This window comes from Vibrio sp. 1167, assembly GCF_033340375.1.
GTDB lineage: Bacteria > Pseudomonadota > Gammaproteobacteria > Enterobacterales > Vibrionaceae > Vibrio > Vibrio alginolyticus.
On sequence record NZ_JAWOWK010000005.1, the window covers coordinates 499,822 to 525,952 of the forward strand.

Genomic DNA, 26,131 nt, shown 5'->3' on the forward strand with positions numbered 1-26,131 from the left:
CTTGATTGAGTGCCTTCCCGTGCCGAAATGGCACGAAAAGGTCCAACACTCTACCTAGCTTACCATCTCTTCAACATAACCATCCGCTAGTTTCATTTTCTGCTTATCGGTCATTACCTTACCGGCTAACTGGAAGAAACGCTGCTCTTCTTCCTCAAGATGGTGCAACACTTTGTGACGCAAGGTTTTCATTAGGTTGAGCCACGCTGGCGAGCTCATATCGGTTGCATCAAGCTGTGCAATCACTTTATCAATTTCATGATGCTCTGCGATGCCATGGCGAGTGAGATCAATGGTCTTATCACTATCTATTAAAGGCGCGTAGAAAAACCGCTCTTCTGCCGCTGCGTGCTGTTCGAGTTCCTCTTTAAGGTTGTGATAAAACTCTTCACGAGCGGGGGAATCTCCAGACGTTTCCATCAGAGCATCGAGTAAAAGGCGTTGCTTTTCATGACTCTCTTTCAGTACATCAAATATGTTTTTCATCTTTGACTCCTTATCTGATTGTAAACAATTGGGACAAAAGGAAGGGCGGTGATTGACCGCCCCTCTCTTACATAGCTATGCGTAAAAAACCTAACCTAATTCGGCTAACAGTCTTGGTCTTCAGCGTTTAGGTTTTCTTTAATGTTTTCACATTCATCTTCAATCGCATTTTGGGTTTCTTCGGCGGCTTCATCTATCTTTTTGCCGGCCTGTTCCATTGGCCCTTCTTCACTACAAGCTGCCAACGCAAACACCAAACCGAATACTGCGGCGATACGGTAAATAAATGACGTAAGTCGCATGGAATCTCCTATCTATTTACGTTTTTTCTTCCCAGTAGAACAATCACTATTGATACAATTAATGACAGTAGGAATAGGTAAAATATCACTTGCGCGATAGAGGCAGCAGCTCCTGCAATACCGGTAAAGCCTAATAGTGCAGAAATTAGTGCCAGTGCCAGAAAAATAAACATCCAACGAACCATAGTGTTACCTCCTAATAAAAGTGGGTTAAATCACTCGGCTCGCTATTATTGAACCACTTCTAGCTTATCAATCACCTTATTTACGTCATTGGTGTTATTTGCAATTGAAATTGCAAGATCATGCTCCGCATCTGAATTAACTTTACCTGCCAACGTTACCGTTTTGCGTTCTGTCGTTACATCAATATCCGTACCACTCACATTGGTATCCATTAGTAGGCGCGTTTTAACTATAGTCGTGATTTTAGAATCGGTCAGTGTAGCTAAAGCTTCTGAATCAGTTTCTTTCTTGCCTTCATTCACTACTGACAATTCGTTGTTTACTTTTTTCACACCATCAAGACCAGTAACAAGCTCTTCGGCAAGTGATTTTTCAAGATCATTGTTTACCGAACCAGAAAGGGTAACGACCTGATTCTCTACATCGGTATTGATATCAAAAGAGTTGAGATTGCTGTTTAGCAGTAGTGTGGTTTCAGCTTTACCATCTAGCCAAGCGTCCATGGATTCTTTTTCCCATTTATCACTCGCTAAGACTGCTGTAGATGAAGTAGCAAGAACTGACGTAAGTACAATTTTAGCTGCGATGTTATTCATGGTAATTCTCCTTTATTGACGTTGCACTTCCCTAGGAGCAAACCATGTGCCAACTTTATAACTCATTGTTTTTAAGTGACTAATAAAGGAAAGAGGTAAAAATGAGATGAGCAATAAAGTATAAGCATGAATTATTTACACGTAAAAAATGTAATTTTTAATCGGTGATAAAGCCTCCGCCACTTGTGCAGAAATAACCTGATAAAACAGAAAGGCTATTTCTCCAGAATCAATTAATAGCAAAATTATTATTTTAAAAATAAAAATCTGAACAAAAGGAAATATCTACTGATGGCTCTCACCGATATATATCAAAAAGGGGCTAACAACATAAAAATACCGAACAAATCCTTAAATCTATGCTGACAATATTTTGTCTTGTGAAGTGAGAATAATCCACGTACATTGTTTCTGTCATAGTAAAGAGGACATTTCTATGTCGATGCCAAGCCTGTTTCTAAGAATACAAGATCCATCACTTAAAAATGCCATCGCTTCTTGCCAGGAACTGAACAAATTTCGTCTGCATGACATCGATGCCGCAGACCAATGGATTGAAGATTTCCTACAACTCAAACCGGAAGTTGCGATTGTTGAAGTCGCCCACTTTACTAGTGCAGATTATCAACGTCTTTCTAATATCGAAGACATCTACGATATGGACTTGATCATCATTAGCTCAGGCGCTCCAAACGAGAACTTGGATAAGCTGATGAACTTGGGTGCTATTTTTCACTACAGAAAGCCCGTTGATATTGCCATTCTGACGGACACCCTGAGCGAAGTCAGCCAGTACTATCAACACAAACAAGATCAAGGGCGTAAAGTGTCCACCAGCGATCTTGACCAATTTGGTCTTTTGGTCGGCTCTTCCTCTCCGATGCATCAGCTCTATCGTATGATCAGGCGCGTTGCTAAAACAGAAGCCAACGTCCTTATTGTCGGTGAAAGTGGATCAGGCAAAGAACTGGTGGCGCAGACCATCCACTTAGCGAGTGAGCGTAAACAACAGCCCTTTATAGCGATTAACTGTGGTGCCATTAGCCCTGAATTGGTTGATAGTGAACTGTTTGGCCATGAGAAAGGCGCTTTTACCGGAGCAAATAAAACTCACCAAGGTGTATTTAAGCAGGCAGAGGGCGGCACCCTATTTTTAGATGAAATCACCGAGATGCCTATCGAGCATCAAGTGAAGCTATTGCGGGTGCTAGAAACCGGAGAGTATCGCCCAGTTGGCAGTAATACGGTTCATATCGCTAATACTCGCATCATTGCTGCTACAAACCGTGATCCTAAAATCGCCATTGAGGAGCAGTTCCTGCGTGAAGATCTGTTTTTCCGGTTATCGCATTTCCCATTAACGATACCGCCACTGCGAGAACGAGGCGGTGATATCGTCGGTCTGGCCAAGCACTTTATCGCGCACCGCAACGCCAATGAGGCAAAAACCAAAACGATTCTTGACTCTGCGATCCAAAAAATCGCTGCACACGACTGGCCAGGTAATGTCCGTGAGCTCAAACACACGATCGAGCGTGCATTCATTTTGGCTGATGACACCATCCGAGATGAACACCTTATCTTCGACACACCACCATTGGAAACAGGCACCAGCATCGAAGACCTTGTTCCGGCGGGCGTTTCGCTAGAAGAGCTAGAAAAAGCCGCCATTCTCAATACCCTTGAAGAGAATCAAGGCAATAAAACGGAATCAGCGCAGGAGTTAGGCATTAGCGTGAAAACGCTCTATAACAAACTCGAAAAGTATCAAGACGAGTAACTCGCTATGGGAATACAAAAAGAGCACTGACTTTTATTCAGTGCTCTTTTTGTATCTTATCTTTTATGCAGTTAGGCTGCGTTTGGTGTTTGATTAAACCCACTGCCCCGCAACAAAGCCGCTCGACCAGCACCACTGAAAATTGTAGCCCCCTAGCCAACCAGTCACATCCATCACTTCACCAATAAAATAAAGCCCTTTAATGTCTTTGCATTCCATGGTTTTCGAGGATAAGTGATCAGTATCGACACCGCCGAGTGTCACTTCCGCAGTTCGGTAGCCTTCAGTGCCATTCGGGGCGATATCCCAATGCTCTAGACGCTCCACAATCGCCGCAAGCTCCTTTTGATTGAACTGTTTTAGCGGTTTATCGACTAGCTCTTTACGTTCAATTAAGACTTCAACCAGACGCTTAGGCAGCACTTTGGCAAGCGTATTCTTGAGTGACTGATTTGGATGCTTCTCACGACTGCGTTCTAATAACTCAGCAACATCATCGTTTGGCACAAGATTGATCAACACCTTTTGTCCGGCCCGCCAGAATGAAGAAATCTGTAACACTGCTGGACCAGATAAACCACGATGTGTGAACAACAGGGCTTCTTTGAACATGGTGCCATCTTCAGCCGTAATTTCCGCAGGTACCGCGATACCAGATAACTCAGCAAAGTCTTCTTTGTCTTCTTTATGCAGAGTAAATGGTACAAGACCTGCCGTGGTTGGGATAACTCGAAGACCAAATTGTTCCGCGACTTTATAACCAAATGGTGTCGCTCCCAGTTTTGGCATCGACAAGCCACCTGTTGCGATAACTAAAGACTCACATTCGACAATCTCAGTACCAGCATGCAAACGAAAGCCTTCATCAATTTTTTCAATCGAATGAACATCGCATTGGTAACGCTGCTCGATGTTCGGCATGTCACACTCAGCTAACAACATCTTCACGATATCTTTGGCCGTAAATGCATCGACACAAAACAACTGGCCGTGATCACGCTCTTCGAACTCAATGCCATGTTTACACACCATCGAGATGAAATCCCAGTTAGTGTATTGGGAGAGCGCCGACTTAACAAAGTGCGGGTTTTGACACAAATAGTGATTAGCTGAAACGTCGTAGTTAGTGAAGTTACAACGACCACCGCCCGAGATAAGGATTTTACGTCCTGGCTTTTTAGCATGATCGAGCACCAAAACACGGCGGCCTCGCTTGCCTGCTTCTGCAGCACACATTAAACCTGCTGCGCCTGCGCCAATTACAACAACATCAAATTTCTTACTCATCGGTAGCTCTTAGACTGATTGGTATCGAATCAAAATAAAAAAGGATGTGCACATTGCACATCCTTGCTTTCTAGGCGCGACATTCTACCGACAAATACCGAAAGGGAAAAGCGCTTAAACTCTAAGCGCTCTGTATGTCCGCAAAATCTCAGACAGAACAACTTCTGGATTATTGACTCTTAGAGAATGAAGGCCGCAAGTAGCGTCACGCCGAGCAACGCGGTCGATAGAACAAACAATTCACGCACTCTTTCACACTTACCAGTAAAAATTTCATCGTGGTGATGATGATATTCTTTACTTTTAATGTAGTGATACAACCTCACCTGCTTGGTGACATTTCCATGAGTGGTAAAAAAACCATTACCATCAACTTGCTGATATAGCAGCGGATGCGCTTCACGCATGATATAAATTAGAGAACGAAGAGCGGTGAGATACCGGACCATATTAACTCCAGTTACCACCATTAGCGCAAATAAGATTGTGTCTCCACTGATCATCTTTTCCTCCCTACATCTTCAACAATGCTCAAGAGAAAAAGACGATCAACACTTCGTCTTTACCCGCTACTTACAACGTCCCAAAACGCGTTTACGCAGCTGGAGCATCCATGATTGAAGATGAACCTTCTTTCGCCATTTGTGCTAGATCTTTGTCGATGAAGAACAACGCTTTACCGTCTTCACCTACCAGTTCGATCTTATCTAAAATCCCTTTAAACAACTTCTCTTCTTCGTGCTGTTCTGACACGTACCACTGTAGGAAGTTAAACGTTGAGTAGTCTTGGCTAGTAAATGCAACGTGCGCCAGTTTGTTGATTTTTTCCGTGATCATTTGCTCATGTTCAAATGTCTCGCGGAAAACGTCACCTAGGCTCGCAAAGTCATGCTTTGGCGCATCAATAGCGCCTAAGATTGGCATTGAGCCAGTTTCACTCACGTAAGTGAATAGGCGTTGCATGTGCTCCATTTCTTCTACGGCGTGAGCGCGTAAAAACTCAGCCGCACCTTCAAAACCTTTGTCTTCACACCAAGCACTCATTTGTAAGTATAGATTGGATGAGAAAAATTCTAGGTTAATTTGCTCATTCAATTGTTCGACCATAGTTTGAGACAGCATGTTAACTCCTATTATTGTGCATGCAATATACTCAAGTAACCTCGAAATAAGTGACGCTGCGAGAATAGCTTGGTCTGGCAGACACGGCGAAGTTTCACTTCAACTCTAGTCAGTAACACTACGCTTATTTCAGCATATCAAAGTCACTTGGGTATAACGCCACTATAACATGATTACTGAGACAAGACTTTGTACCTACGGCACCGATATGAGATCACTTCAGCAAATTTTTTTTGGGGTTGGTGCTAATCTAAAACTATGACCTTACAAGGAGATAGCAATATGAGTTACAAACACATACTTGTGGCAGTCGACCTTTCAGACGACAGTAAAGTGTTGATTAAGAAAGCCGTATCACTGGCTAAACCTCTGGATGCGAAAGTCTCTTTTATTCACATCGACGTGAACTACGCAGAACTCTACACCGGGCTTATCGATATCAATATGGCAGAAGCGCAACATCAAGCAATGGAAGCATCGCGCACACAATTGGCAAACTTCGCAGAATATGCGCAATACCCAATTGCCCATACTTTAGTCGGTAGTGGCGATTTGAGTAATGAGCTGTGCGATACCATTCAAGACTACAGCATTGATTTGGTGGTTTGTGGTCATCACCAAGATTTCTGGAGCAAGATTCTATCTTCGACTCGACAGCTGATTAACTGCTCACCAGTCGATATGCTGGTCGTACCGCTAAAAGACTGATTGGCGCAACGATAAAACTTGGTTAGACTGCGGGCACATTTGTTGTTGATAAAGATTCTCATCCATGGCTTATCTATCCGCAGTTACCCTACTTTGGGCATTCTCATTTAGCCTGATCGGCGTTTACCTCGCCGGTCAGGTTGATTCTTGGTTCTCGGTGTTCATGCGCGTGGCACTGGCGAGTTTGGTTTTCATTCCCTTTTTGAAATTCCGTGGCGTTAGCAAATCCCTAATTGCGAAACTGATGACCGTCGGTGGCTTCCAGCTCGGCTTGATGTATTGCTTCTACTACCAATCTTTTTTGCTCCTTTCCGTGCCAGAAGTATTGCTGTTCACCGTATTCACACCCATTTACGTCACGCTAATCTATGACTTCTTGAAAGGTCGCTTTTCACCTTGGTACTTAGTTACCGCTGCAATAGCCGTATTTGGTGCCGCCTGGATTAAATTTGCAGGCATTAATGAAGATTTCCTACTGGGCTTTTTGGTCGTACAAGGAGCAAACCTCTGCTTTGCCATCGGTCAGGTGGGCTACAAATATATCATGGAGAGTGAACCCGTCGATTTGCCACAACACACCGTGTTTGGCTACTTCTACTTAGGTGCACTTTGTGTAGCAACCGTGGCTTTCGCGCTCATGGGTAACCTCGACAAACTACCAACCACTACAACGCAATGGGGCATTCTGACATACCTTGGGTTGATTGCTTCTGGTTTTGGTTACTTTGCTTGGAACAAAGGCGCGACTATGGTGAACGCAGGTGCACTGGCAGTAATGAACAATGCATTGGTTCCGGCGGGCTTGATTGTAAACATTGTGATTTGGAACCGCGATGTTGATGTCATGCGACTCGCCATTGGCGGTGCGATCATCATGCTATCCCTATGGATTAACGAAACCTGGGTGAAAAAGCGCGTCGAAATGAGCTACGCCAATAAGTAACGCCATCGCTACTAACAAATATTCCAGCAATAAAAAACGCTCTCCGACTGGAGAGCGTTTTTTGTTTGATTAATGCACTTTGGCTTGTGAGATTGCGTTCATCAAAGTATTAGGTGGCGTTGGCAGCAACACTTCTAGTTTCGCATTGCGCGCTTCAAGCTTGCGCTGACGCTTAAGTAACTTTTGTTGTTTTTTCACCACTTTTAATAACTTCTTTTGCTGCTTATAGTGCTTTTTCAGTGCTTTTTTCGCTTTCTTGAGCGATTTTTTATCCGCTAAATCAAACCATACTGGTGCGTCGGCTCTTACTGGCTCCAGAGATTTTTCGGCTTGTTTTTTCTCTTTCACACGCTCAACAACACGCTTCACAATCGCGGCTTTTTCGTTGCTTTGTTTAGTGGTCACTGGAATCGCTTGTGATGGCAGAGCTTCAACCAATAAGCCACATGCTTGTTGCTCACTCAATGGCTTGTCTTGGCATTTTTGTGGAGGAATTGCGGCTGGCTTACAAAGGGTATCTTTGGCCGATGAAGAGCGTGCGCAAGAACGACAAACGAATTTTGGTGCGACAACTAAACGATGGATATCACCAAGTTCTGCCGCGATCTGTTTGCGACTCATTTTACATAAACGTTTAGCCATTCTACTACTCCAGCTTCCCAGTTATCGACCGCATCACAACAAGTGAAATAATAATAATTCTTAGTTAGATATACAGTCAGGGAAGGGAATTAGCAAGAGAAAACTATCAATAGAGACGAGGAAAGAGAGGCTGAGTCACAGCACGATACACCATACTGTGACAAGAAAAGTTGAGCCGTCAGGAAGTTATGCCATCGATGCTTTAACGTAGACATCGAAGCGATTTTTTTTCGTTTCAATCGCCATGGTCGGTTTTTTCTCGTTCAGCCAGTTAGCATAGTCTGGGCGTTTAACTACTACACGCTTTGTGGCTAACGCCATGGCTGGTTCTAGTAGGCCATCGGCGTCCAAATCGGCGCCAACCAACGATTGGAAAACGCGCATTTCTTTTTTTACGAGCGCCGACTTCTTTTTATTTTCTGGGTGCGGATACATCGGGTCAAGATACACCACATCAGGCTGGACAAAGTCTTTATCTTGCGCCAATTGTTCCAGCGCATCATGGCTAGAAGCATGGATTAGCGACATGCGCTCAGATACCCAGGTGCCGATTTCTGGGTCTTGTTTCGCTCGATCCAAGCCATCATCTAACAAAGCCGCTACGACTGGATGACGCTCGACCATCTGCACTTTACAACCTAGCGAGGCGAGCACAAACGCATCACGACCAAGACCTGCCGTGCCGTCTAACACGGTTGGCGTTGCCCCTTTGTTCAACCCCGCAGCTTTCGCAATTGCTTGGCCTTTACCACCACCGAACTTGCGACGATGACCTACCGCACCACCAATCAAATCCACAAAGATTGCACCCAGCTTTGGCTCATCCACTTTACGTAGCTCCAAACGCTCGGTGGTTAGCACCAAAGCAAAATCGCTATCGTCAGTGTGAGAAAGCTGCCAACGCGCAGCGAGTTCATCAAGATGAGATTGTTGAGACGGGTTTTCACAGATCAATTGCAGTTGCAAAAGGAGGCTCCAATAAAAATCGAGGTAACTGGCGCTGAGTGTATACCTAAGTTACCTATTAATGCTAGGTTGAGCTTGCTACGCAGAGGTTATACAACCGTCAGTTGCTCCACTAGCTCAGAAAGCGGCTTAGGATGACCAATACCGTAGCCTTGACCGTAGTCCACACCGAGGTCTATCAAATGCTGCATAACCTGGTCATTTTCGACAAACTCCGCCACCGTCACTTTACCTAGTTGCTTCGCCAAGTCATTGATTGAACGAACCATCACGCGGTCCATTTCATTTACGTTGATATCTTGCACGAAAAGACCATCAATTTTCACGATATCGACAGGAAGTTTCTTTAAGTAGCCAAATGAAGACAATCCAGATCCGAAATCATCCAATGCAATCATACAACCCAAAGCCTTTAGCTTGGTAAACAGCTCAATGGCTTGATCCAGATTGCTCATCGCCGCTGTCTCGGTGATTTCTAAGCAGATTTTTTCACACGGCAGAGTCGAACTTTCCAATCGCTCCAATAAGAAGTCAATAAACTCTTGATTCCCCATAGATTGACCTGAAAGGTTTATCGAACAGCGACCAAGCTGTTCAACCACCTCAGGACGCTGTTCAAACCACTCTAGTGTTTGAGTAATAACCTGCTTATCAATCCAATGGGCAATGTTGTAACGCTCGGAAGCAGGGATAAACAGCGCAGGAGAAACATAATCACCGTACCCATTGCGAATACGCACCAAAATCTCAAAATACATTTGAGTCTCGTGCTTTTGTAAGCTTTTTATCGGTTGAGCAAACAGTTCTAAACGTTGATTCGACAATGCCTCATGCACCAAATTGACGCTCTGCATTTCCATCTGACGACGCTGCAACTCTTCGTTATCTAAGCTGAATAGATTATAGCGGTTACGGCCTTGCTCTTTAGCGGCGTGACAAGCAGAGTCTGCTTGAGCGTGCACCATTTGTGGCGTATCAGCGGTATGATCGATGATACGGATACCAATTGAGCAACTGATGAACAGGCGTGTGTCTTCCCAAATAAAGAGGTGTTCGCTTAGTGTTGAGATGATCAGTTTGGCAATATTGATGGCGCCATATTCGTCACAGTCTTTGAGTAACACCGCAAACTCATCGCCTCCCATTCGAGCCAAGATGGAATTGTACGGCAGAACGCCTTCCAGCATACTGGCGCAGAATTGAATCGCCGCATCACCTGCATCATGCCCAACCGTATCATTGAGGACTTTTAGTTGATCTAAGTCGAGGTACAACATGGCGTGGACTCGACGATGGCTGTCCACTTCGCACAGTGCGGTCTTAAGCTCTAGTTCAAAATGGTTTCTGTTGTAAGTCCCCGTCAGTAAGTCATAGCGAGCTTGGTATTCCAATTTCTCGGAAAGCAGTTTGGTTTCGGTAATATCTTCGCCCACAATCAGTAGTTGCTCAGATTCACTCAGCGGACGAATATTCTCGCGCACCCAAACACGATGACCATTTGCATGACGATACTCGACTTCACGTCGCCAAACACCATGCACTTGCTGGTTGGGTTGCAATAACACTTGGCGAGGGAACAGCACTTTGTCATCAAAATAGAACTCCCTCAGGCGATGTCCGAGCATGTCCATCGGTTTGTAGCCAAGAAGTAGTTGAGCAAATCGATTCACTTCTTGAATTCGGTTATTACTATCAAGCGTCACCATCATCACGGGCTGCTGCTCATAATAGTTGCGTAGGGTTGACTCACGTTGGTAGAGCTTGTCCTCCATCAATTTACGACTGGTAATATCGCGCGCTTCAAACAAGTATTGCTTATGATTCCCTACTTGCTGAGAAAAAGGCTTGAGCGAAACTTCTAATACCAAGGCGCCGTGTTCTTTACTCCAAATTTCAGCTTCAAACGTCGACACTTGATGGTGAGGCGCATGGAAATACTCCTCAAGCAACGCTTGTGCTTTTTCACTCCAGTTGGGGTGAAACCAAAGTGGTCGGTCTAAGCGCAGTCCTTGGTGATAAAGTAAGGATTGAAGGTGATCGTTGCCCGATTTAAGCACACCGTTGGCATCCAAAATGCCCATATACTGCATGCTCTGATCGAAAATCGATTCTAGAATAGCCTGGCTTTCTCGCGCAGCGCTCTCACTTCGACGCATCCGCTGTAAATAATAACCCATCAGCAAAATGACCACCGACATCACCACAAACAGGCTACCAAACAGGCGAATTTCCTTGGCAAAACGTTCAGAAAGCTTCATTGGCTTATTAAAAAATACCGCAGAAACCTCTTGTTCAGCCCCCAATCCCCAACGCGCTACCGCTTGGTAATCGAGCTTTATTTCAGAATCACTTTTTTTCACCGCAGGCAGAGGCTGATCAGGGTTATCCAAAACGAACTCAAGCATCTCTGCACTCTCAATACCATGCCGATAACCACTTTGAATAACCCCTCCAACTGCGCCATGACCCAAACCAATGTCATGCACCATAAACAGCGGCGCGTTTGAGACTTTGTTGACACCAACCCAGTCACGCTCGCTGCCAACCATACCTTGTTTATCTCGGTAATAGGTCCAGAACAAGACGACTTTATCGGAACTCAGTTTTGCGACTTGTTGTTTTAGATCGATGATACTGTCTGGGACAACTTGTACGATTTTGTCTCGATATTGCGGGAACTTGAGGACAAAATTGTCGATTTGATAACGCAACACCTCACCGGTCACCGAGTGGTCACTGACGATGAGAACTTGTGTGTAGTTCGGATGTAAGCGCTCAATAAGAGCGAGATTCGCTTCCAAATCGACATCTTCCATGACTCCGGTTGCATTCAGAGAACGATGTAAAGAAGGATGGTAGTTATTAATGCCGTTAAATATAACTGGGGTGTCTTTGATGATTGGGGCTAAACGCTGCATGAGTTCAAGTGCATTGTTATCGCTCACTAAAATGGCATCGAATCGCTCTTTGCGTAATTTCGTAAGATACAAGGATTTTAGTTGCGCAAAAAACTGCTCACTCTGGTTACGTTTCGAGTCTAGATAGAGCACACGCATGTCCAGCGCTCGATCGCCCAGCTGTTGCTCGATGCCTCGCTGTATGGAGTCCGTCCAGAAAAAACCCTGATGATAGGAGTGCACGACCAACACCTTCGGATCTGAGGCCGTAGCAAACGCGCTCCAACATAGCGCGGCAATAACCAGAAAACGCTGCACATTATCTCCATAGCTCGGAGTTAACCCGCAGTTACTCCTGCCAAACCTTGTGAATCCTATCCGCTATGAGTATAAAAGGGAGGTAAAACTCTATCCCTAACGGAAATCATAGTATGAATACGAGCCTGCCGAAACTCGACGACCTTGACCGCGCAATATTAAAAACACTGATGGCTGACGCCAGAACGCCCTACGCAGAAATGGCAAAGCAGTTCGATGTCAGCCCTGCCACTATCCATGTGCGTATCGAGAAGATGAAGTCGGCGGACATCATCGAGGGAACGGAGGTGATCATCAATACCAAAAAGCTTGGCTACGATGTGTGCTGCTTTATTGGTATTAACCTCAATGCAGCTCGTGATTACCACTCCGCGTTAGAAAAACTCAACGCGCTCGACGAAGTCGTTGAAGCTTACTACACCACGGGCGCGTATAACATATTCGTCAAATTGATGTGCAAATCGATTGAAGAGCTGCAATTTGTACTGATCGACAAGCTGCAAGCCATTGATGAGGTTCAGTCCACGGAGACATTGATATCGTTGCAGAACCCGATCAACCGAAACGTAAATCCGTAAAATTTTTTATAAAAACTGTACAAAAAAGGCCAACCGAACGGTTGGCCTTGATGTTTTTTGCTCAATTTACGCCGCAATACCCGAATGGCGCAACAGTGCATCGATTTGTGGCTCGCGGCCACGGAAGCGCTTAAACAGCTCCATTGGCTCTTCACTGCCCCCCATTTCTAGGATGTTGTTCAGGAAGCTTAGACCCGTCTCTTTGTTGAAGATGCCTTCTTCTTCAAAGCGAGAGTACGCGTCTGACGACAGCACTTCAGCCCATAGGTAGCTGTAGTAACCCGCACTGTAGCCACCAGCAAAAATATGGCCGAAGCTGTGTGAGAAACGCGCCCACTCAACCGCAGGAACTACCGCGACTTTCTCTTTCACTTTCGCCAGAGTTTCCAGTACACGCGCACCCACTTCTGGGTCATATTCAGTGTGAAGCGTGAAATCGAACAAGCCGAATTCTAGCTGACGCAAAATACCCATCGCAGATTGGAAGTTTTTCGCTGCGAGCATTTTATCTAGCATCGCTTTCGGTAGCGGCTCACCTGTCTCATAGTGACCAGAAATGAACGCCAGCGCATCCTCTTCCCAACACCAGTTTTCTAGGAACTGACTTGGGAGCTCAACCGCATCCCAAGGCACGCCATTAATACCTGAAACAGCACCTGTATCAACTTGCGTCAACATGTGGTGGATTCCATGACCAAACTCATGGAATAGCGTCACGACTTCATCGTGCGTGAACAGTGCTGGTTTGTCGCCCACTGGACGGTTGAAGTTACACGTTAGATACGCAACCGGCGTTTGCAGCTCGCCAGATAGCGTAACGCGACGACCACGACAATCATCCATCCACGCGCCGCCACGTTTGTGTTCACGAGCGTAGAGATCTAGGTAGAAGCTGCCACGGAGTGTGCCTTCAGCATCAAAGATATCGAAAAAGCGCACGGACTCATGCCAAGTGTCTACGCCTTCGCGCTCAGTAACGGTCATTCCAAACACGCGGTTTAGCACTTCAAACAGACCGCTCACGACTTTTGACTCTGGGAAGTATGGGCGCAGTTCTTCATCCGAAATTTGGAACAGGTGCTGCTTTTGTTTCTCGCTGTAGTAAGCGATATCCCAAACGTTCAGCTCTTCAACACCAAACTCACTTTTCGCAAACTGACGTAACTCTTCGACTTCACGTTCACCTTGCGGTTTCGCTCGTGTCGCTAGGTCATTCAGGAAGCCCAGCACTTGATCCGGCGTTTCAGCCATCTTTGTTGCTAACGACTTTTCACTGTAAGTATTGAAACCTAGCATACGTGAAATTTCATGGCGCAGTTTTAGCTGCTCAGTAATGATTTCTGAGTTATCCCATTTGCCTGCGTTTGGACCTCGATCAGAAGCGCGCGTCACGTACGCTTCGTACACTTCTTTACGCAACTCTTGGTCATCGCAGTACGTCATGACAGGTAGGTAAGATGGGATATCTAGCGTAATGAGGTAACCATCTAACTCTTTTGCTTCTGCGGCAGCTTTCGCTGCTGCCAGCGCCGATTCTGGCATACCTGCTAGGTCTTTCTCGTCTGTGATGTGCTTGGTCCAACCCATGGTGGCATCCAGCACATTGTTAGAGAATTTAGAGCTCAGCTCAGACATACGTTTGCTGATCTCGCCGTAACGGTGCTGCTCATCGGATGGCAAACCAATGCCTGATAACTCGAAATCACGCAGTGCATCAGTGATGGTTTTCTGCTGGGCACGAGTTAACGTTGCAAATTCTTCGCTCGCTTTGATGGTTTTGTACGCTTCGTACAACCCTTTGTGCTGACCAACCCAAGTGCCGTACTCTGACAAAATTGGTAGGCAACTTTCGTAAGCTTCACGTAGCTCTTCGCTGTTCACTACCGAGTTCATGTGACCCACTGGCGACCAGATGCGGCTCAAGCGATCATCCGCTTCTTCAATTGGCGCAATCACACTGTCCCAAGTTGGGTGAGCGTTGTCTTGTAGAACTTCATCGATTTTTGCTCGGCAGTCAGCAATCGCTTGCTCAACGGCAGGCTTGATGTGTTCTGGTTTAATTTGAGAAAACGGAGGTAGGTCCGTAAACGTCAGAAGAGGATTAGACATGAATAATTCCTTTTGTGTTTTGACTCTGTGATTGCCTGTCTATTTTGTGTAGATAGGCCAACTCAATGTACAGACGAGCCAGCAACATGGATTGGGGGAGCTCCGTTCCCTTTCTCTATGCCGCGATGACCATCATATAGTCAACCAGCGCTACTCTGTCCTTGAGTCTTGTTATACCTAAATGAAATTTCACACCCTTTTGAGTGCGAGAAACTCACCTAGTTCAATTCGATTACCAATAGTAAGTGTGGGTGACTTAAAGAAATTTCAATAGCGTCCCCTTATCAGAGGAACAGATTTGATTGGAAGTTCTACATCTTTAAGTTACTTGAGTATAATACCGCCATAGAGTGAAAATCACAGACCACACTCAGCCAAAGAGTGTTTCGAGAGTTTAATTTGTTAAGTTACCGCCACAGCTTCCACGCTGGCAACCATGCCGACGTGGTCAAACACATCGTTCAAAGCCTCATTCTTGATGCGCTGAAACAAAAAGATAAGCCATTCGTTTATCACGATACCCACTCGGGTGTGGGCCGTTACGATCTGACTCACGAATGGTCTGAAAAAACGGGCGAATACAAACAAGGCATCGCACGTATTTGGGATAACCCAAGCATTCCTGAAGACATCAAAAGCTACATCGATGCCATTAAAGTGCTCAACAACGGCGAGAAGCTGCGTTACTACCCAGGCTCACCACGTGTGGCGCGCGCGCAAATCCGCCCACAAGATCGCATGGTGCTGACCGAGTTGCACCCGGCCGATCACCCATTGTTAGAGCAAGAATTCCATCGTGATCGCCAAGTGAGCATCTTCAAAGAAGACGGATTCCAACGCCTCAAAGCAAGCTTACCGCCACAAGAGCGTCGTGGTTTGGTGCTGATTGACCCACCATACGAACTCGCGAAAGAGTACCGCGATGTGGTGCGAGCGATTCATCAGAGCCATAAACGTTGGGCAACCGGTATCTACGCGATTTGGTACCCAGTGGTAAACCGCCACGACATCGAAGATATGATCGAAGGCTTGGAAGCACTGGGCATTCGTAAAATTCTGCAAATCGAGTTAGGTGTTGCACCCGATACCAACGAGCGCGGCATGACGGCATCCGGCATGATTGTGATTAACCCGCCATGGAAACTGGAAAGCCAGATGAAAGAGATTCTGCCATTCCTGCAAGACGCGATCGCACCAGCAACTGGCCACTGGAAAGTGGACTGGATTGTGCCAGAGTAAGCACTTCAGTACTGATATCTTCAAGCGCAACGATATTCTCGTTGCGCTTTTTTATGCTCTCAACTGCGCCGTCCAATCGTGCTTATTCTTCTTTTTGTGCCTCTCATCGCTATTTGTCATAAGTATTGTCGCTTTTTCCCATTTAGGAATTAGTCGAATTCGATTTATGATAGTGGGATAACGGTGGCATTGAGTTCGGGCAAGGTCATCCCAATCTATCTATGTACCAGATAAAATTTATAAGCTCTTGGAGAAAGTAATGGCGACTCATTTTGACTATATCTGTATCGGTGGCGGCAGTGGCGGCATCGCATCTGCAAACCGTGCGGCGATGTACGGCGCGAAAGTTGCGCTAATCGAAGCTCAAGACCTTGGCGGTACCTGTGTAAACGTAGGTTGTGTACCGAAAAAAGTGATGTGGCATGGCGCGCAAATCGCAGAAGCAATGAACCTGTACGCAGAAGATTACGGTTTTGATGTCGACGTGAAAGGTTTCGACTGGAGCAAACTGGTTGAGAGCCGTCAGGCGTACATTGGTCGTATTCACCAATCTTACGATCGCGTTCTTGGCAACAATAAAGTAAACGTGATTAAAGGCTTTGCTAAGTTTGTTGACGAAAAAACTGTCGAAGTAAACGGTGAACACTACACAGCAGATCACATCCTGATCGCGGTTGGTGGTCGTCCTACTATTCCAAACATTCCAGGCGCTGAATACGGCATCGATTCAAACGGCTTCTTCGACCTAGCAGAGCAACCAAAACGCGTTGCGGTTGTTGGCGCAGGCTACATCGCAGTTGAAATTGCTGGCGTACTGCACGCGCTAGGTACAGAAACGCACCTGTTCGTACGTAAAGAGTCACCACTGCGTAGCTTCGATCCAATGATCATCGATACATTGGTTGAAGTGATGGACGCAGAAGGTCCAAAACTGCACACCCACTCTGTACCAAAAGAAGTGGTAAAAGAAGCCGATGGCAGCCTAACTCTGCACCTAGAAAACGGTGAAAGCCAAAACGTTGACCAACTGATTTGGGCAATCGGTCGTCACCCAGCGACAGACGCAATCAACCTAGCGTCAACTGGTGTTGCAACGAACGAAAAAGGTTACATTAAGGTAGACGAATACCAAGAAACCAACGTGAAAGGCATCTACTGTGTGGGTGACATCATGGAAGGCGGTATCGAGCTAACACCAGTAGCAGTGAAAGCGGGTCGTCAACTTTCTGAGCGTTTGTTCAACAACAAACCAAACGCGAAGATGGACTACGATTTGGTACCAACTGTGGTATTTAGCCACCCACCAATCGGCACTATCGGTCTTACAACGCAAGAAGCGGAAGAGAAGTACGGCAAAGACAACATCAAAGTCTACACATCTGGCTTCACGGCGATGTACACCGCCGTTACTAAGCACCGTCAACCATGTAAGATGAAGCTTGTATGTGCGGGTGAAGAAGAAACGGTTGTTGGTCTACACGGCATCGGTTTCACGGTAGATGAAATGATCCAAGGCTTCGGCGTAGCAATGAAGATGGGCGCAACCAAAGCAGACTTCGACTCTGTTGTGGCTATCCACCCGACGGGCTCAGAAGAGTTCGTAACGATGCGTTAATTGCGCGCTAATCGCATTGCTGATTTCAGCGAATCATTTGAAAAGGTCATCTTAGGATGACCTTTTTTTGTTTGCCCATGCTTAACTCGCATTCTCCAATAACGTGCGAATAAACTCGGCTTTGATAGCACTCTCCTGCTTACCGTCATGAATCAGGCATAAGTCTGCACGCAGTGATTCTTTCAGCTTGATAAAACGAATCCCATGCCAATGATGCTGAGAAAACGTCGACGGCACCAACGTCACGGTATTGCTGTTTGCTACATACGCCATCAAGGTGCTTGGCTCCACCACTTGTTTGCCAATATGGGGTGAAAAGCCTTCTTGCAGACAGGCATTAATGATGAAGTTTGCCGAGGCAGAATTCGCCAAACTCATAAACGCAAACTCACACGTCTTTAAATCTTGGAGTCGCAGCAAAGATTTGCTGGCTAACTCATGTTGCTCCGACACCGCCACCACAAACACATCTTTGCCCAAAGACACCGACTGATACGGATAAATGTTGAGTGCATCGGCAAAACGCACAATGCCCACATCGATTTTCTTCTCGCTCAGGTGCTTCTTTTGCGTCTCTGGGTTAAGGTCAAAAATGTCGGCGTGATAAGTGTCATGCTCAGCATGGAAGCGCTGTAACAGACGATCAAATCCGCCCCAAAATGCGCTACTTACCACACCAACTCGCAAGATGTTTCTCTGGTTCAAACCCACTTGCTGCACTTGATTGAGCGAGACATCTAAGGTCTGAAAAATCAGTTGGCATTTGGACTCCAACAATCGCCCGGCCTCCGTTAGCATGACGTTTCTTGAATCACGCTCAAACAGTTTGACGTTAAGCACCTCTTCCAACTCTTTGATGCGATTGCTCAACGGCGAATTGGTGATATTAAGGTTCTCGGCGGCCTTAGTGAAATGCTTGGTTTGTGCGACCTCGTAAAAGTAACGCAGCATCTTCAGCGTCACGCGCTCAAATGGTTCTGACTTCATGCATTGAGTCCTAGCGAATTTCATCATCCTCTTTTTAAGGATGATAGTAGCGAATAAAGCAAAGATAACCAGCGCAGAAAGTCACACAATGGAATCAACACACAACCAGAAGGTGACTAACATGAATCACGATCCAGTAATCGGCGCGCTACAAACCATTCACGAACGCAAACCAAACTTCCAACCTAAAGCGGCGTTTATTTTAGGCTCTGGCTTAGGCGTATTGGCAGACGAGCTACAAGACAAAGTGGTCATTCCATACGAAGAGCTCGAAGGCTTTCCGGTTAGCACCGTGCAAGGCCACTCTGGTGAGTTGGTACTTGGCACCATGGGCGGCGTAGACGTAGTGTGCATGAAAGGTCGCGGTCACTACTACGAACACGGCTCAATGAAGGTCATGACAACACCAGTACGCACCTTTAAAAAGCTGGGCTGTGAGTTTTTGCTCGTCACCAACGCGGCAGGTTCACTTCGCCCTGAGCGTATTGATGTCGGCTCTCTAGTGGTATTTCATGATCACATCAATACCATGCCTGAATCGCCAATGATCGGTCCGAATGATGAAGAGTACGGCCCGAGGTTCTTCAGCCTCGCCAATGCGTACGACAAAGACCTGCGCGCAGAAGCGTTTGAAGTTGGCAAAGCCAATGGTATTCACCTCAATGAAGGCGTGTTTGTCTCTTACACAGGCCCCAACTTTGAGACCGCAGCCGAAATCCGCATGATGCAAATCATCGGTGGTGATGTGGTGGGCATGTCGGTCGTGCCAGAAGTGATTTCTGCGGCGCATTGCGGCTTACCCGTATTGGCAGTGTGTGCGATCACCAACATGGCAGAAGGCTTGGGAGATGTAGAATTGTCTCACGCCCAAACATTGAAGTGCGCGAAGCTAGCCGAAGCAGATTTCATTCGCTTTATTAAGCGCTTTATGAAGCATCACTTCTAAAACCGTTTCATTCCCAAAAGCAAAAGGGTCATCAAGTAACTTGATGACCCTTTTTCGTATCACGTTTTCTAACGTTCGGGGGCATTTCGGAGCCGTTTGTGCGTTTTACTTAACTGCGCGAATCAATTCAGCAATGCCTTCCCAATCGCCGTTGTCCATCATTGCGGTTGGCACCATCCAAGTACCGCCACAAGCTACAACCGATTTCAGCGCTAGGTAATCTTCCACGTTGGATGGGCTTACGCCACCTGTTGGCATGAATTCAACTGGGTAAACCGCCGTGAGTGCTTTCAACATGTTTACGCCGCCTGATGGCTCAGCAGGGAAGAACTTCAACGTACGCAGACCCATTTCCATCGCTTGCTCAACCAAGCTTGGGTTGTTTACACCCGGTACGATAGTCACGCCACGTTGCTGACAGTATTTCACTGTGGTTGGGTTGAAGCCTGGGCTAACGATAAAGTCCACACCCGTTTCGATTGCGATATCCACTTGTTCTGTGGTCAGAACGGTGCCCGCGCCAATCAACAGTTCTGGGTACGCTTCACGCATGATGCGAATCGACTCCGCCGCCGCTTCGGTGCGGAATGTCACTTCCGCACATGGTAAACCGTTTTCTACCAACACTTTTGCCAGTGGCAGAGCGTGTGCTACGTCGTTGATTGCGATAACTGGGACGATTTTGATTTCTCTTAATCGTTGTTCAAGTGTTGTCATGGGGAACCTCTAAAGAATAAAGCTTAATGTTGCGACGATAATAAACGCGATACCGCCAAGTAACGTTTCCATTACCGTCCAAGTTTTTAATGTGGTTTTCTCATCCATCTCAAGGAGACGAGATACCAACCAGAAACCAGAGTCATTGAAATGAGACAGTACCGTTGCACCACCCGCAATCGCGATTACGATAAAGCAAAGGTCTAGTTCACTCAAACCTGTTGATGCAGCCACAACTGGCGCGATAAGAGCTGCCGTAGTGGTTAGCGCTACAGTTGCCGAGCCTTGAGCAACACGCAGACAGGTTGAAATAACAAACGCCGCCACAATCACAGGCATACCTGTATCTGTAAGAACGTCAGCCAGTGCATCACCGATACCACTTGAACGCAGTACGCCGCCAAACATGCCACCTGCACCCGTTACTAGGATAACACCACAGATAGGAGCCAATGACTCACCACACAATTTTTCTAGTTTTGCCATGCCGTAGTCTTTGGCAAACACAGCCAGACAGACAATCAAAGTAATCAGCAACGCAACTGGGGTTTTACCTAGCATGCGTAGGAACTCAACCAGTGCCGTTTTGCCATCAATCACACCCGCAACCGCCAGTGTGTTCAGTACCGTATCCAAACAGATTAGCAGGACTGGCAGCACAAGGATGGTCATAACCGTGCCAAATTTTGGTGCGTTGCGCTCATCCACCATCGCTTCGCCATTAAAGAAGGCTTTAGATAGTGGGATATCGAATTTTTTGCCCGCGTACAAACCAAATAGGTAAGCGCCAAGGTACCAAGTTGGAATAGCCACCAGAATACCCACCACCAATAACAGACCGATTTTTGCACCAAGGAATTCTGCCGCTGCAACCGGACCTGGGTGTGGTGGAACAAACGCGTGCATAACCGCAAAAGCACCAGCTGCAGGCAACGCGTATTTAATTGGTGAGCCACCAAAACGAGCCGCCACACTTAGGATGATTGGCATCATCACTACAAGGCCAGCATCGAAGAAGATTGGGAAGCCAAACAGTAATGAAGCGACGCCCAAAGCAAATGGTGCGCGCTCTTTACCAAAGCGACCAATCAAAGTGTCTGCCAGCACTTTCGCACCGCCAGTCACTTCAAGAATTTTACCGATCATCGCACCAAGACCAACCAGCAATGCCACGGAAGCCAGTGTGCCGCCGAAGCCGCCCATCATGGTCGATACGACTTTCTCAGAAGGAACGCCAGTGGCGATTGCTGTGCCTAAACTCACCATAGTAAGGGAAGCAAAAGCATGGACTTTCAGTTTAATGATCAGAACGAGTAACGCTGCAATGGCAAGGCCTGCAATCGTCAGTAGGAACGTAGGATCTGGGGCTTGGGTTAATTGCTCCATAGGTTCACCTTTAAGAATTATTGTTTGTGTTATGGTTCACATTTATTTCAGTTACCGGTAACATGTTACCGATAACATGAATAAGATAAACCCATATTTTAAAGTGAATTCAAAAATTGAGATCACGCGCAAATTTGGTTATGAGGATAAGTTATGGCTGGTAGTAGTGTCATCGTTATGGGCGTTTGTGCTAGTGGTAAAAGCACAATTGGTGAGCATCTAGCGAAAAAGCTAGGGCGTAAATTCATCGATGGTGATGATCTTCATCCACGAGCGAACATTCAGAAAATGGCGTCGGGCCAGCCTCTGAACGATGATGATCGCAAGCCATGGCTAGAACGCATTCGTGATGCGGCGTACAGCCTAGAAAGCAAAAACGAACACGGCATTATTGTCTGTTCAGCACTGAAAAAGATTTACCGCGATCAGATCCGCGAAGGCAACAACAACGTGACCTTCCTGTTCCTTGATGGCGATAGGGAGTTGATCCTTAATCGCATGCGTATGCGCAAAGGCCACTTCATGAAAGAAAACATGGTGAAGAGCCAATTCGAGACACTAGAGCGCCCAGACAACGAGCCTCAAACTCTGATCGTCAGTATCGACGGAGACATCAGCGACGTGGTGGAACGCTCTGCCGCTGAGCTAATCAAAATGCAAGCGATCGAGGTGGCGTAATGACTCACTCTGTTGTTCTTGAGGTCACACAACGTTTGACCGAGCGCAGCCGTGAAGCGCGCGCTGCCTTTCTTACTCGCACCGAAGTGCAAGCCGAAGCGGGCAAAGGCCGCGTTGGTTTATCTTGTGGTAACTTAGCCCATGCAGTCGCCGCTTCTTGCTCTTCTGAAAAGAAAAATATTCTCGATTTTACTCATGCCAATGTCGCGCTGATCAGCGCCTACAACGACATGTTGAGCGCCCACCAGCCGTACCAAGATTACCCAGTGCAAATCAAACAAGTGCTGGCGGACTACGGCCATACGGCGCAAGTCGCAGGTTGTGTGCCAGCGATGTGCGATGGGGTGACTCAAGGTCAAGCAGGCATGGATATGTCGCTGTTTTCACGTGACTTAATTGCGCAATCAACGGCGTTGTCTTTGAGTCACAATGTCTTTGATGCCACATTACTGCTTGGCATATGTGACAAAATCGCACCGGGGCAACTGATGGGCGCGCTGTCTTACGCACACTTACCAACGGCGTTTGTGCCTGCGGGTCTGATGGCAACAGGCATCAGCAACGAAGAGAAAGTCGACGTGCGCCAAAAATACGCAGCGGGAGAAGTCGGCAAAGACGCTCTGCTGGATATGGAGTGTCGCGCTTACCACTCTGCGGGGACGTGTACGTTTTACGGCACCGCCAACACCAACCAGTTGGTGTTCGAAGCCATGGGCTTGATGCTGCCAGGTTCGGCATTCATCCATCCCCATACCCAACTACGTAAAGCGTTAACCGATCACGCGGCTCTGAAAATCGCCTCAATGACGGCGGGTTCTGCACACTTCCGTCCGCTGGCCGAGGTGGTCACAGAAAAGAGCTTGGTCAACGGCATCATCGCTCTACTTGCATCTGGCGGCAGCACCAATCACACCATTCATATGATCGCCGTGGCGCGTGCTGCTGGCATCTTGCTCACCTGGCAAGACATCAGCGATCTGTCGGATGTGGTTCCTTTATTAGCGCGCGTTTACCCGAACGGCCCAGCCGATATGAACGCGTTCCAAGACGCGGGGGGCGTGCCCGCGTTATTGCACCGCTTGAACCAATCCGAGCTTTTGCATCGCGATGTGAAACCCGTGTTTGGTGAATTTGAAGACCAAATGACGCTGCCGAGCCTTGTCGATGGCCAACTGACCTGGACATCGTGCCAAGGCAGCCAAGACGGTGACGTGATCGCCAAACCAGACGCCACTTTCCAAAACACTGGCGGCACTCGCGTACTGACTGGCAACCTGGGCAAAGCCGTGGTGAAAGTGTCTGCGGTAAAAGAAGAGCAACGCGTAATAGTGGCACCTGCGATCGTATTCCAATGCCAACACGAAGTGGAAGCCGCGTACAAACGTGGCGAGCTGAACAAAGACTGCATCGTTGTGGTCACACACAACGGCCCAGCGGCAAACGGCATGCCTGAACTGCACAAACTGATGCCCATTTTAGGTAACGTGCAAAAAGCGGGCTTTAAAGTGGCGCTGGTTACTGACGGTCGTTTATCTGGTGCATCCGGTAAAATTCCGTCTGCGATTCATGTTTCTCCAGAAGCCATTCGTGGTGGCGCGATTGGTTTGGTGCGCAACGGTGATTTGATTCGTCTGGATTGCCAAACGGGCGAACTGAACAACTTAAGCGATACCACTGGACGCGAGTTGATTCATTTCGATACCGAATCGACCCAACAAACATGGGGACGAGGCTTGTTTAGCGTGATCCGCCAAAACGTATCGAGTGCAGAAGAAGGCGCAAGCTTTATTGTTTAAGGCGAGAAGAAAGACCTCGTCATTCCGACGAGACTAAGCAAGATCAGGAATCTACTATCAACGTATTGTGAAGTCAGAGAAAACACCTCTGCCACAGCACTTTTTGTTGGTAGATTCTGAATCACACTCGTCCCTCGCTTTTCAGAATGACGAGCTTTAGGATTGGCCTCTATTCTTTCTAAAAAACGAATGAATCCGTCATTCCGACGAGCCTAGGCGAGATCAGGAATTTAATATCAGCGTGCAGTGAAGTCAGAGAAAACTCCTCTGCCACTGCACTTTTTGTTGGTAGATTCTGAATCACACTCGTTCCTCGCAGTTCAGAATGACGAGCTTTAGGATTGGCCTCTGTTCTTTTTAAAAATGAATGAGTCCGTCATTCCGACGAGCCTCAGCAGGATCAGGAATCTAATATCGACATGCTATGACGTCAGAGAAAACTCCTCTGCCACAGCACTTTTTGTTGGTAGATTCTGAATCACGACCGTCCCTCGCAGTTCAGAATGGCAAGCTTTAGGATTGGCCTCGGTTCTTTTTAAACGAATGAATCCGTCATTCCGATGAGCCTAGGCGAGATCAGGAATCTACTATCAACGTGTTGTGAAGCTAGAGAAAACTCCTCTACCACTGCACTTTTTGTTGGTAGATTCTGAATCACGCTCGTCCCTCGCTGTTCAGAATGACGAGCTTTGGGATTAGCCTCAGTTCTTTCTAAAAAACGAATGAATCCGTCATTCCGACGAGCCTAGGCGAGATCAGGAATCTAATAGCAAAATGCTGTGAAGCCAGAGAAAACCCCTCTTCCACAGCACTTTTTGTTGGTAGATTCTGAATCACGCTCGTCTCTTGCTGTTCAAAATGACGAACTTTAGGATTGGCCTCTGTTCTTTTTAAAAATGAATGAGTCCGTCATTCCGACGAGCCTAGGCGAGATCAGGAATCCACTATCAAGGTGCTGTGAAGCCAGAGAAAACCCCTCTTCCACAGCACTTTTTGTTGGTAGATTCTGAATCACGCTCGTCTCTTGCTGCTCAGAATGACGATATCTAGCATTCAGTAAATTACATCAAGCGGTCTTCATCACTACGACGGCAGCAATCACCACAAAGATACCAAACCAGCCGATTGGCTTGAGTTTCTGCTTAAACAGCAAGGCTCCACCTACTGCGGTACCCAAGATACCGATCGCACCCCAAGAGGCATAAGCAATGGCTAAGTCGATCTCTTTCACCGCTTGTGCCAACAGCGTGAATGCTGTCAGTACCAACACAATCGCCGCAATGCCCCAGCCTTTATATTTAAAACCTTTTGAGCGTGTCAGCGCCATATTGGCCATGATATCGACCAAGGCAGCCATCACGACAAATCCAAATGACATCGTAAAAAATTGACTCATGATTCGCACCTTGTACTAGTAGAAAATGAACGTTCTTTTGCCGGTTTATCGGCATTTTTCTTGGCGTTAGGCTGACCATGTGATTCCCCTAAAGTCACACACACAATGCCAACAACGGCTAACATCAAACCAAACAACTCTTGATGGTTTAAGTTGGCATCAAAGGCGATGATCGACACCACGGTGATCAACGAGATACCCAACCCTTCCCAGACAGCGTATGCCACACCGATAGATATTTTCTTCGCGGCAAATGCGAGGAAGTAGTAAGAGATTGCGATCAGCACATACATTACGATGTAGCCCCACCACCCGTGCCCTTGTCCGATAAGAGACATAGTGCTGGTGCCAGCCACTTCGGCAACGATGGCGAGCAATAAAAATAGACGTGCAACTAGCATGATTAATCCTCCATCAGAAATTAAAAAAATGCATAACGGAGAATGGTGAA

The 26,131-nt window shown here is 46.8% G+C and carries 25 protein-coding genes; 9 read left to right on the plus strand and 16 right to left on the minus strand.

All coding sequences use genetic code 11. The features are described from left to right. Positions 1–54: 54 nt before the first annotated feature. The 4 genes from R7Z78_RS14330 to R7Z78_RS14345 all read right to left on the minus strand — a co-directional run bounded on the left by R7Z78_RS14330 (position 55) and on the right by R7Z78_RS14345 (position 1,570). On the minus strand, positions 55–486 hold the full coding sequence (locus R7Z78_RS14330; protein ID WP_017821107.1) for a hemerythrin domain-containing protein: 432 nt from the start codon (positions 484–486) through the stop codon (positions 55–57). 104 nt (positions 487–590) lie between these two features. Next, positions 591–788 (minus strand): hypothetical protein, encoded by a 198-nt coding sequence (locus tag R7Z78_RS14335; protein WP_005379178.1) that lies wholly within the window; start codon positions 786–788, stop codon positions 591–593. Positions 789–796: 8 nt separating this feature from the next. Further along, positions 797–973, minus strand: a complete 177-nt coding sequence (locus tag R7Z78_RS14340) for a DUF1328 family protein (protein WP_005379177.1) — start codon at positions 971–973, stop codon at positions 797–799. A 45-nt stretch (positions 974–1,018) separates the two neighbouring features. After that, positions 1,019–1,570, minus strand: coding sequence for a BON domain-containing protein (locus R7Z78_RS14345; protein WP_005379174.1), 552 nt, complete (start codon positions 1,568–1,570; stop codon positions 1,019–1,021). A gap of 436 nt (positions 1,571–2,006) precedes the next feature. Here R7Z78_RS14345 and R7Z78_RS14350 point away from each other — a divergent pair, with 436 nt between their 5' ends. Beyond that, on the plus strand, positions 2,007–3,350 hold the full coding sequence (locus tag R7Z78_RS14350; protein WP_005382945.1) for a sigma-54 interaction domain-containing protein: 1,344 nt from the start codon (positions 2,007–2,009) through the stop codon (positions 3,348–3,350). 93 nt (positions 3,351–3,443) lie between these two features. On the opposite strand, the gene R7Z78_RS14355 is transcribed toward R7Z78_RS14350, so the two are convergent. From R7Z78_RS14355 to ftnA, 3 genes are all read right to left on the minus strand, one after another. Next, positions 3,444–4,637 (minus strand): NAD(P)/FAD-dependent oxidoreductase, encoded by a 1,194-nt coding sequence (locus R7Z78_RS14355; RefSeq protein ID WP_005382944.1) that lies wholly within the window; start codon positions 4,635–4,637, stop codon positions 3,444–3,446. A gap of 179 nt (positions 4,638–4,816) precedes the next feature. Beyond that, positions 4,817–5,140: a universal stress protein UspB gene (uspB, locus tag R7Z78_RS14360; protein WP_005379169.1), complete on the minus strand. Its 324-nt coding sequence runs from the start codon at positions 5,138–5,140 to the stop codon at positions 4,817–4,819. A gap of 91 nt (positions 5,141–5,231) precedes the next feature. Then, complete coding sequence (gene ftnA, locus R7Z78_RS14365) at positions 5,232–5,759, minus strand: non-heme ferritin (protein ID WP_005379167.1); 528 nt, start codon at positions 5,757–5,759, stop codon at positions 5,232–5,234. A 282-nt stretch (positions 5,760–6,041) separates the two neighbouring features. Here ftnA and uspA point away from each other — a divergent pair, with 282 nt between their 5' ends. Then, on the plus strand, positions 6,042–6,467 hold the full coding sequence (gene uspA, locus R7Z78_RS14370; protein WP_005379165.1) for a universal stress protein UspA: 426 nt from the start codon (positions 6,042–6,044) through the stop codon (positions 6,465–6,467). A gap of 64 nt (positions 6,468–6,531) precedes the next feature. Continuing rightward, complete coding sequence (locus R7Z78_RS14375; protein WP_025768287.1) at positions 6,532–7,410, plus strand: carboxylate/amino acid/amine transporter; 879 nt, start codon at positions 6,532–6,534, stop codon at positions 7,408–7,410. Positions 7,411–7,479: 69 nt separating this feature from the next. On the opposite strand, the gene R7Z78_RS14380 is transcribed toward R7Z78_RS14375, so the two are convergent. The 3 genes from R7Z78_RS14380 to R7Z78_RS14390 form a co-directional block, all read right to left on the minus strand. Beyond that, positions 7,480–8,052 (minus strand): hypothetical protein, encoded by a 573-nt coding sequence (locus tag R7Z78_RS14380; RefSeq protein ID WP_169644346.1) that lies wholly within the window; start codon positions 8,050–8,052, stop codon positions 7,480–7,482. Between the two features lie 186 nt (positions 8,053–8,238). Further along, a complete protein-coding gene (locus tag R7Z78_RS14385) occupies positions 8,239–9,018 on the minus strand; it encodes a class I SAM-dependent methyltransferase (protein ID WP_005379162.1) in 780 nt (259 codons plus the stop codon). Positions 9,019–9,107: 89 nt separating this feature from the next. Next, positions 9,108–12,233: an EAL domain-containing protein gene (locus R7Z78_RS14390; protein ID WP_017821115.1), complete on the minus strand. Its 3,126-nt coding sequence runs from the start codon at positions 12,231–12,233 to the stop codon at positions 9,108–9,110. 113 nt (positions 12,234–12,346) lie between these two features. Between R7Z78_RS14390 and asnC the strand changes: the two genes are divergently transcribed. Then, positions 12,347–12,811, plus strand: a complete 465-nt coding sequence (gene asnC, locus R7Z78_RS14395) for a transcriptional regulator AsnC (protein WP_086046422.1) — start codon at positions 12,347–12,349, stop codon at positions 12,809–12,811. 66 nt (positions 12,812–12,877) lie between these two features. On the opposite strand, the gene prlC is transcribed toward asnC, so the two are convergent. Beyond that, positions 12,878–14,920, minus strand: a complete 2,043-nt coding sequence (gene prlC, locus R7Z78_RS14400; RefSeq protein WP_169644347.1) for an oligopeptidase A — start codon at positions 14,918–14,920, stop codon at positions 12,878–12,880. 399 nt (positions 14,921–15,319) lie between these two features. Here prlC and R7Z78_RS14405 point away from each other — a divergent pair, with 399 nt between their 5' ends. Next, positions 15,320–16,159 (plus strand): 23S rRNA (adenine(2030)-N(6))-methyltransferase RlmJ, encoded by an 840-nt coding sequence (locus R7Z78_RS14405; RefSeq protein ID WP_005379158.1) that lies wholly within the window; start codon positions 15,320–15,322, stop codon positions 16,157–16,159. 259 nt (positions 16,160–16,418) lie between these two features. Next, positions 16,419–17,774, plus strand: coding sequence for a glutathione-disulfide reductase (gorA, locus tag R7Z78_RS14410; RefSeq protein WP_005379157.1), 1,356 nt, complete (start codon positions 16,419–16,421; stop codon positions 17,772–17,774). An 81-nt stretch (positions 17,775–17,855) separates the two neighbouring features. Here gorA and R7Z78_RS14415 read toward each other — a convergent pair whose 3' ends face one another. Further along, on the minus strand, positions 17,856–18,761 hold the full coding sequence (locus R7Z78_RS14415; RefSeq protein ID WP_005379156.1) for a LysR family transcriptional regulator: 906 nt from the start codon (positions 18,759–18,761) through the stop codon (positions 17,856–17,858). A 121-nt stretch (positions 18,762–18,882) separates the two neighbouring features. On the opposite strand from R7Z78_RS14415, the gene xapA reads away from it, so the two are divergent. Continuing rightward, positions 18,883–19,707, plus strand: a complete 825-nt coding sequence (gene xapA / locus R7Z78_RS14420; protein ID WP_169644349.1) for a xanthosine phosphorylase — start codon at positions 18,883–18,885, stop codon at positions 19,705–19,707. Positions 19,708–19,812: 105 nt separating this feature from the next. On the opposite strand, the gene R7Z78_RS14425 is transcribed toward xapA, so the two are convergent. Both R7Z78_RS14425 and R7Z78_RS14430 read right to left on the minus strand, forming a co-directional pair. Beyond that, positions 19,813–20,424, minus strand: a complete 612-nt coding sequence (locus R7Z78_RS14425; protein WP_169644351.1) for a bifunctional 4-hydroxy-2-oxoglutarate aldolase/2-dehydro-3-deoxy-phosphogluconate aldolase — start codon at positions 20,422–20,424, stop codon at positions 19,813–19,815. A 9-nt stretch (positions 20,425–20,433) separates the two neighbouring features. Continuing rightward, on the minus strand, positions 20,434–21,810 hold the full coding sequence (locus R7Z78_RS14430; RefSeq protein WP_169644352.1) for a GntP family permease: 1,377 nt from the start codon (positions 21,808–21,810) through the stop codon (positions 20,434–20,436). Positions 21,811–21,963: 153 nt separating this feature from the next. Between R7Z78_RS14430 and R7Z78_RS14435 the strand changes: the two genes are divergently transcribed. Together R7Z78_RS14435 and edd are read left to right on the plus strand one after the other, a co-directional pair. Next, the gene (locus R7Z78_RS14435) at positions 21,964–22,488 is read left to right on the plus strand and encodes a gluconokinase (RefSeq protein ID WP_005379140.1); all 525 of its coding nucleotides are present in this window, start codon (positions 21,964–21,966) and stop codon (positions 22,486–22,488) included. Continuing rightward, entirely contained in the window at positions 22,488–24,284 is a 1,797-nt protein-coding gene (gene edd / locus R7Z78_RS14440) for a phosphogluconate dehydratase (RefSeq protein WP_169644353.1), read from the plus strand. Before R7Z78_RS14435 ends, edd begins: the two co-directional genes overlap by 1 nt. A gap of 1,066 nt (positions 24,285–25,350) precedes the next feature. Here edd and R7Z78_RS14445 read toward each other — a convergent pair. Together R7Z78_RS14445 and R7Z78_RS14450 are read right to left on the minus strand one after the other, a co-directional pair. Continuing rightward, on the minus strand, positions 25,351–25,680 hold the full coding sequence (locus R7Z78_RS14445) for an SMR family transporter (RefSeq protein ID WP_005478614.1): 330 nt from the start codon (positions 25,678–25,680) through the stop codon (positions 25,351–25,353). Beyond that, positions 25,677–26,081 (minus strand): SMR family transporter, encoded by a 405-nt coding sequence (locus R7Z78_RS14450; RefSeq protein ID WP_005379135.1) that lies wholly within the window; start codon positions 26,079–26,081, stop codon positions 25,677–25,679. Before R7Z78_RS14450 ends, R7Z78_RS14445 begins: the two co-directional genes overlap by 4 nt. Positions 26,082–26,131 lie beyond the last annotated feature (50 nt).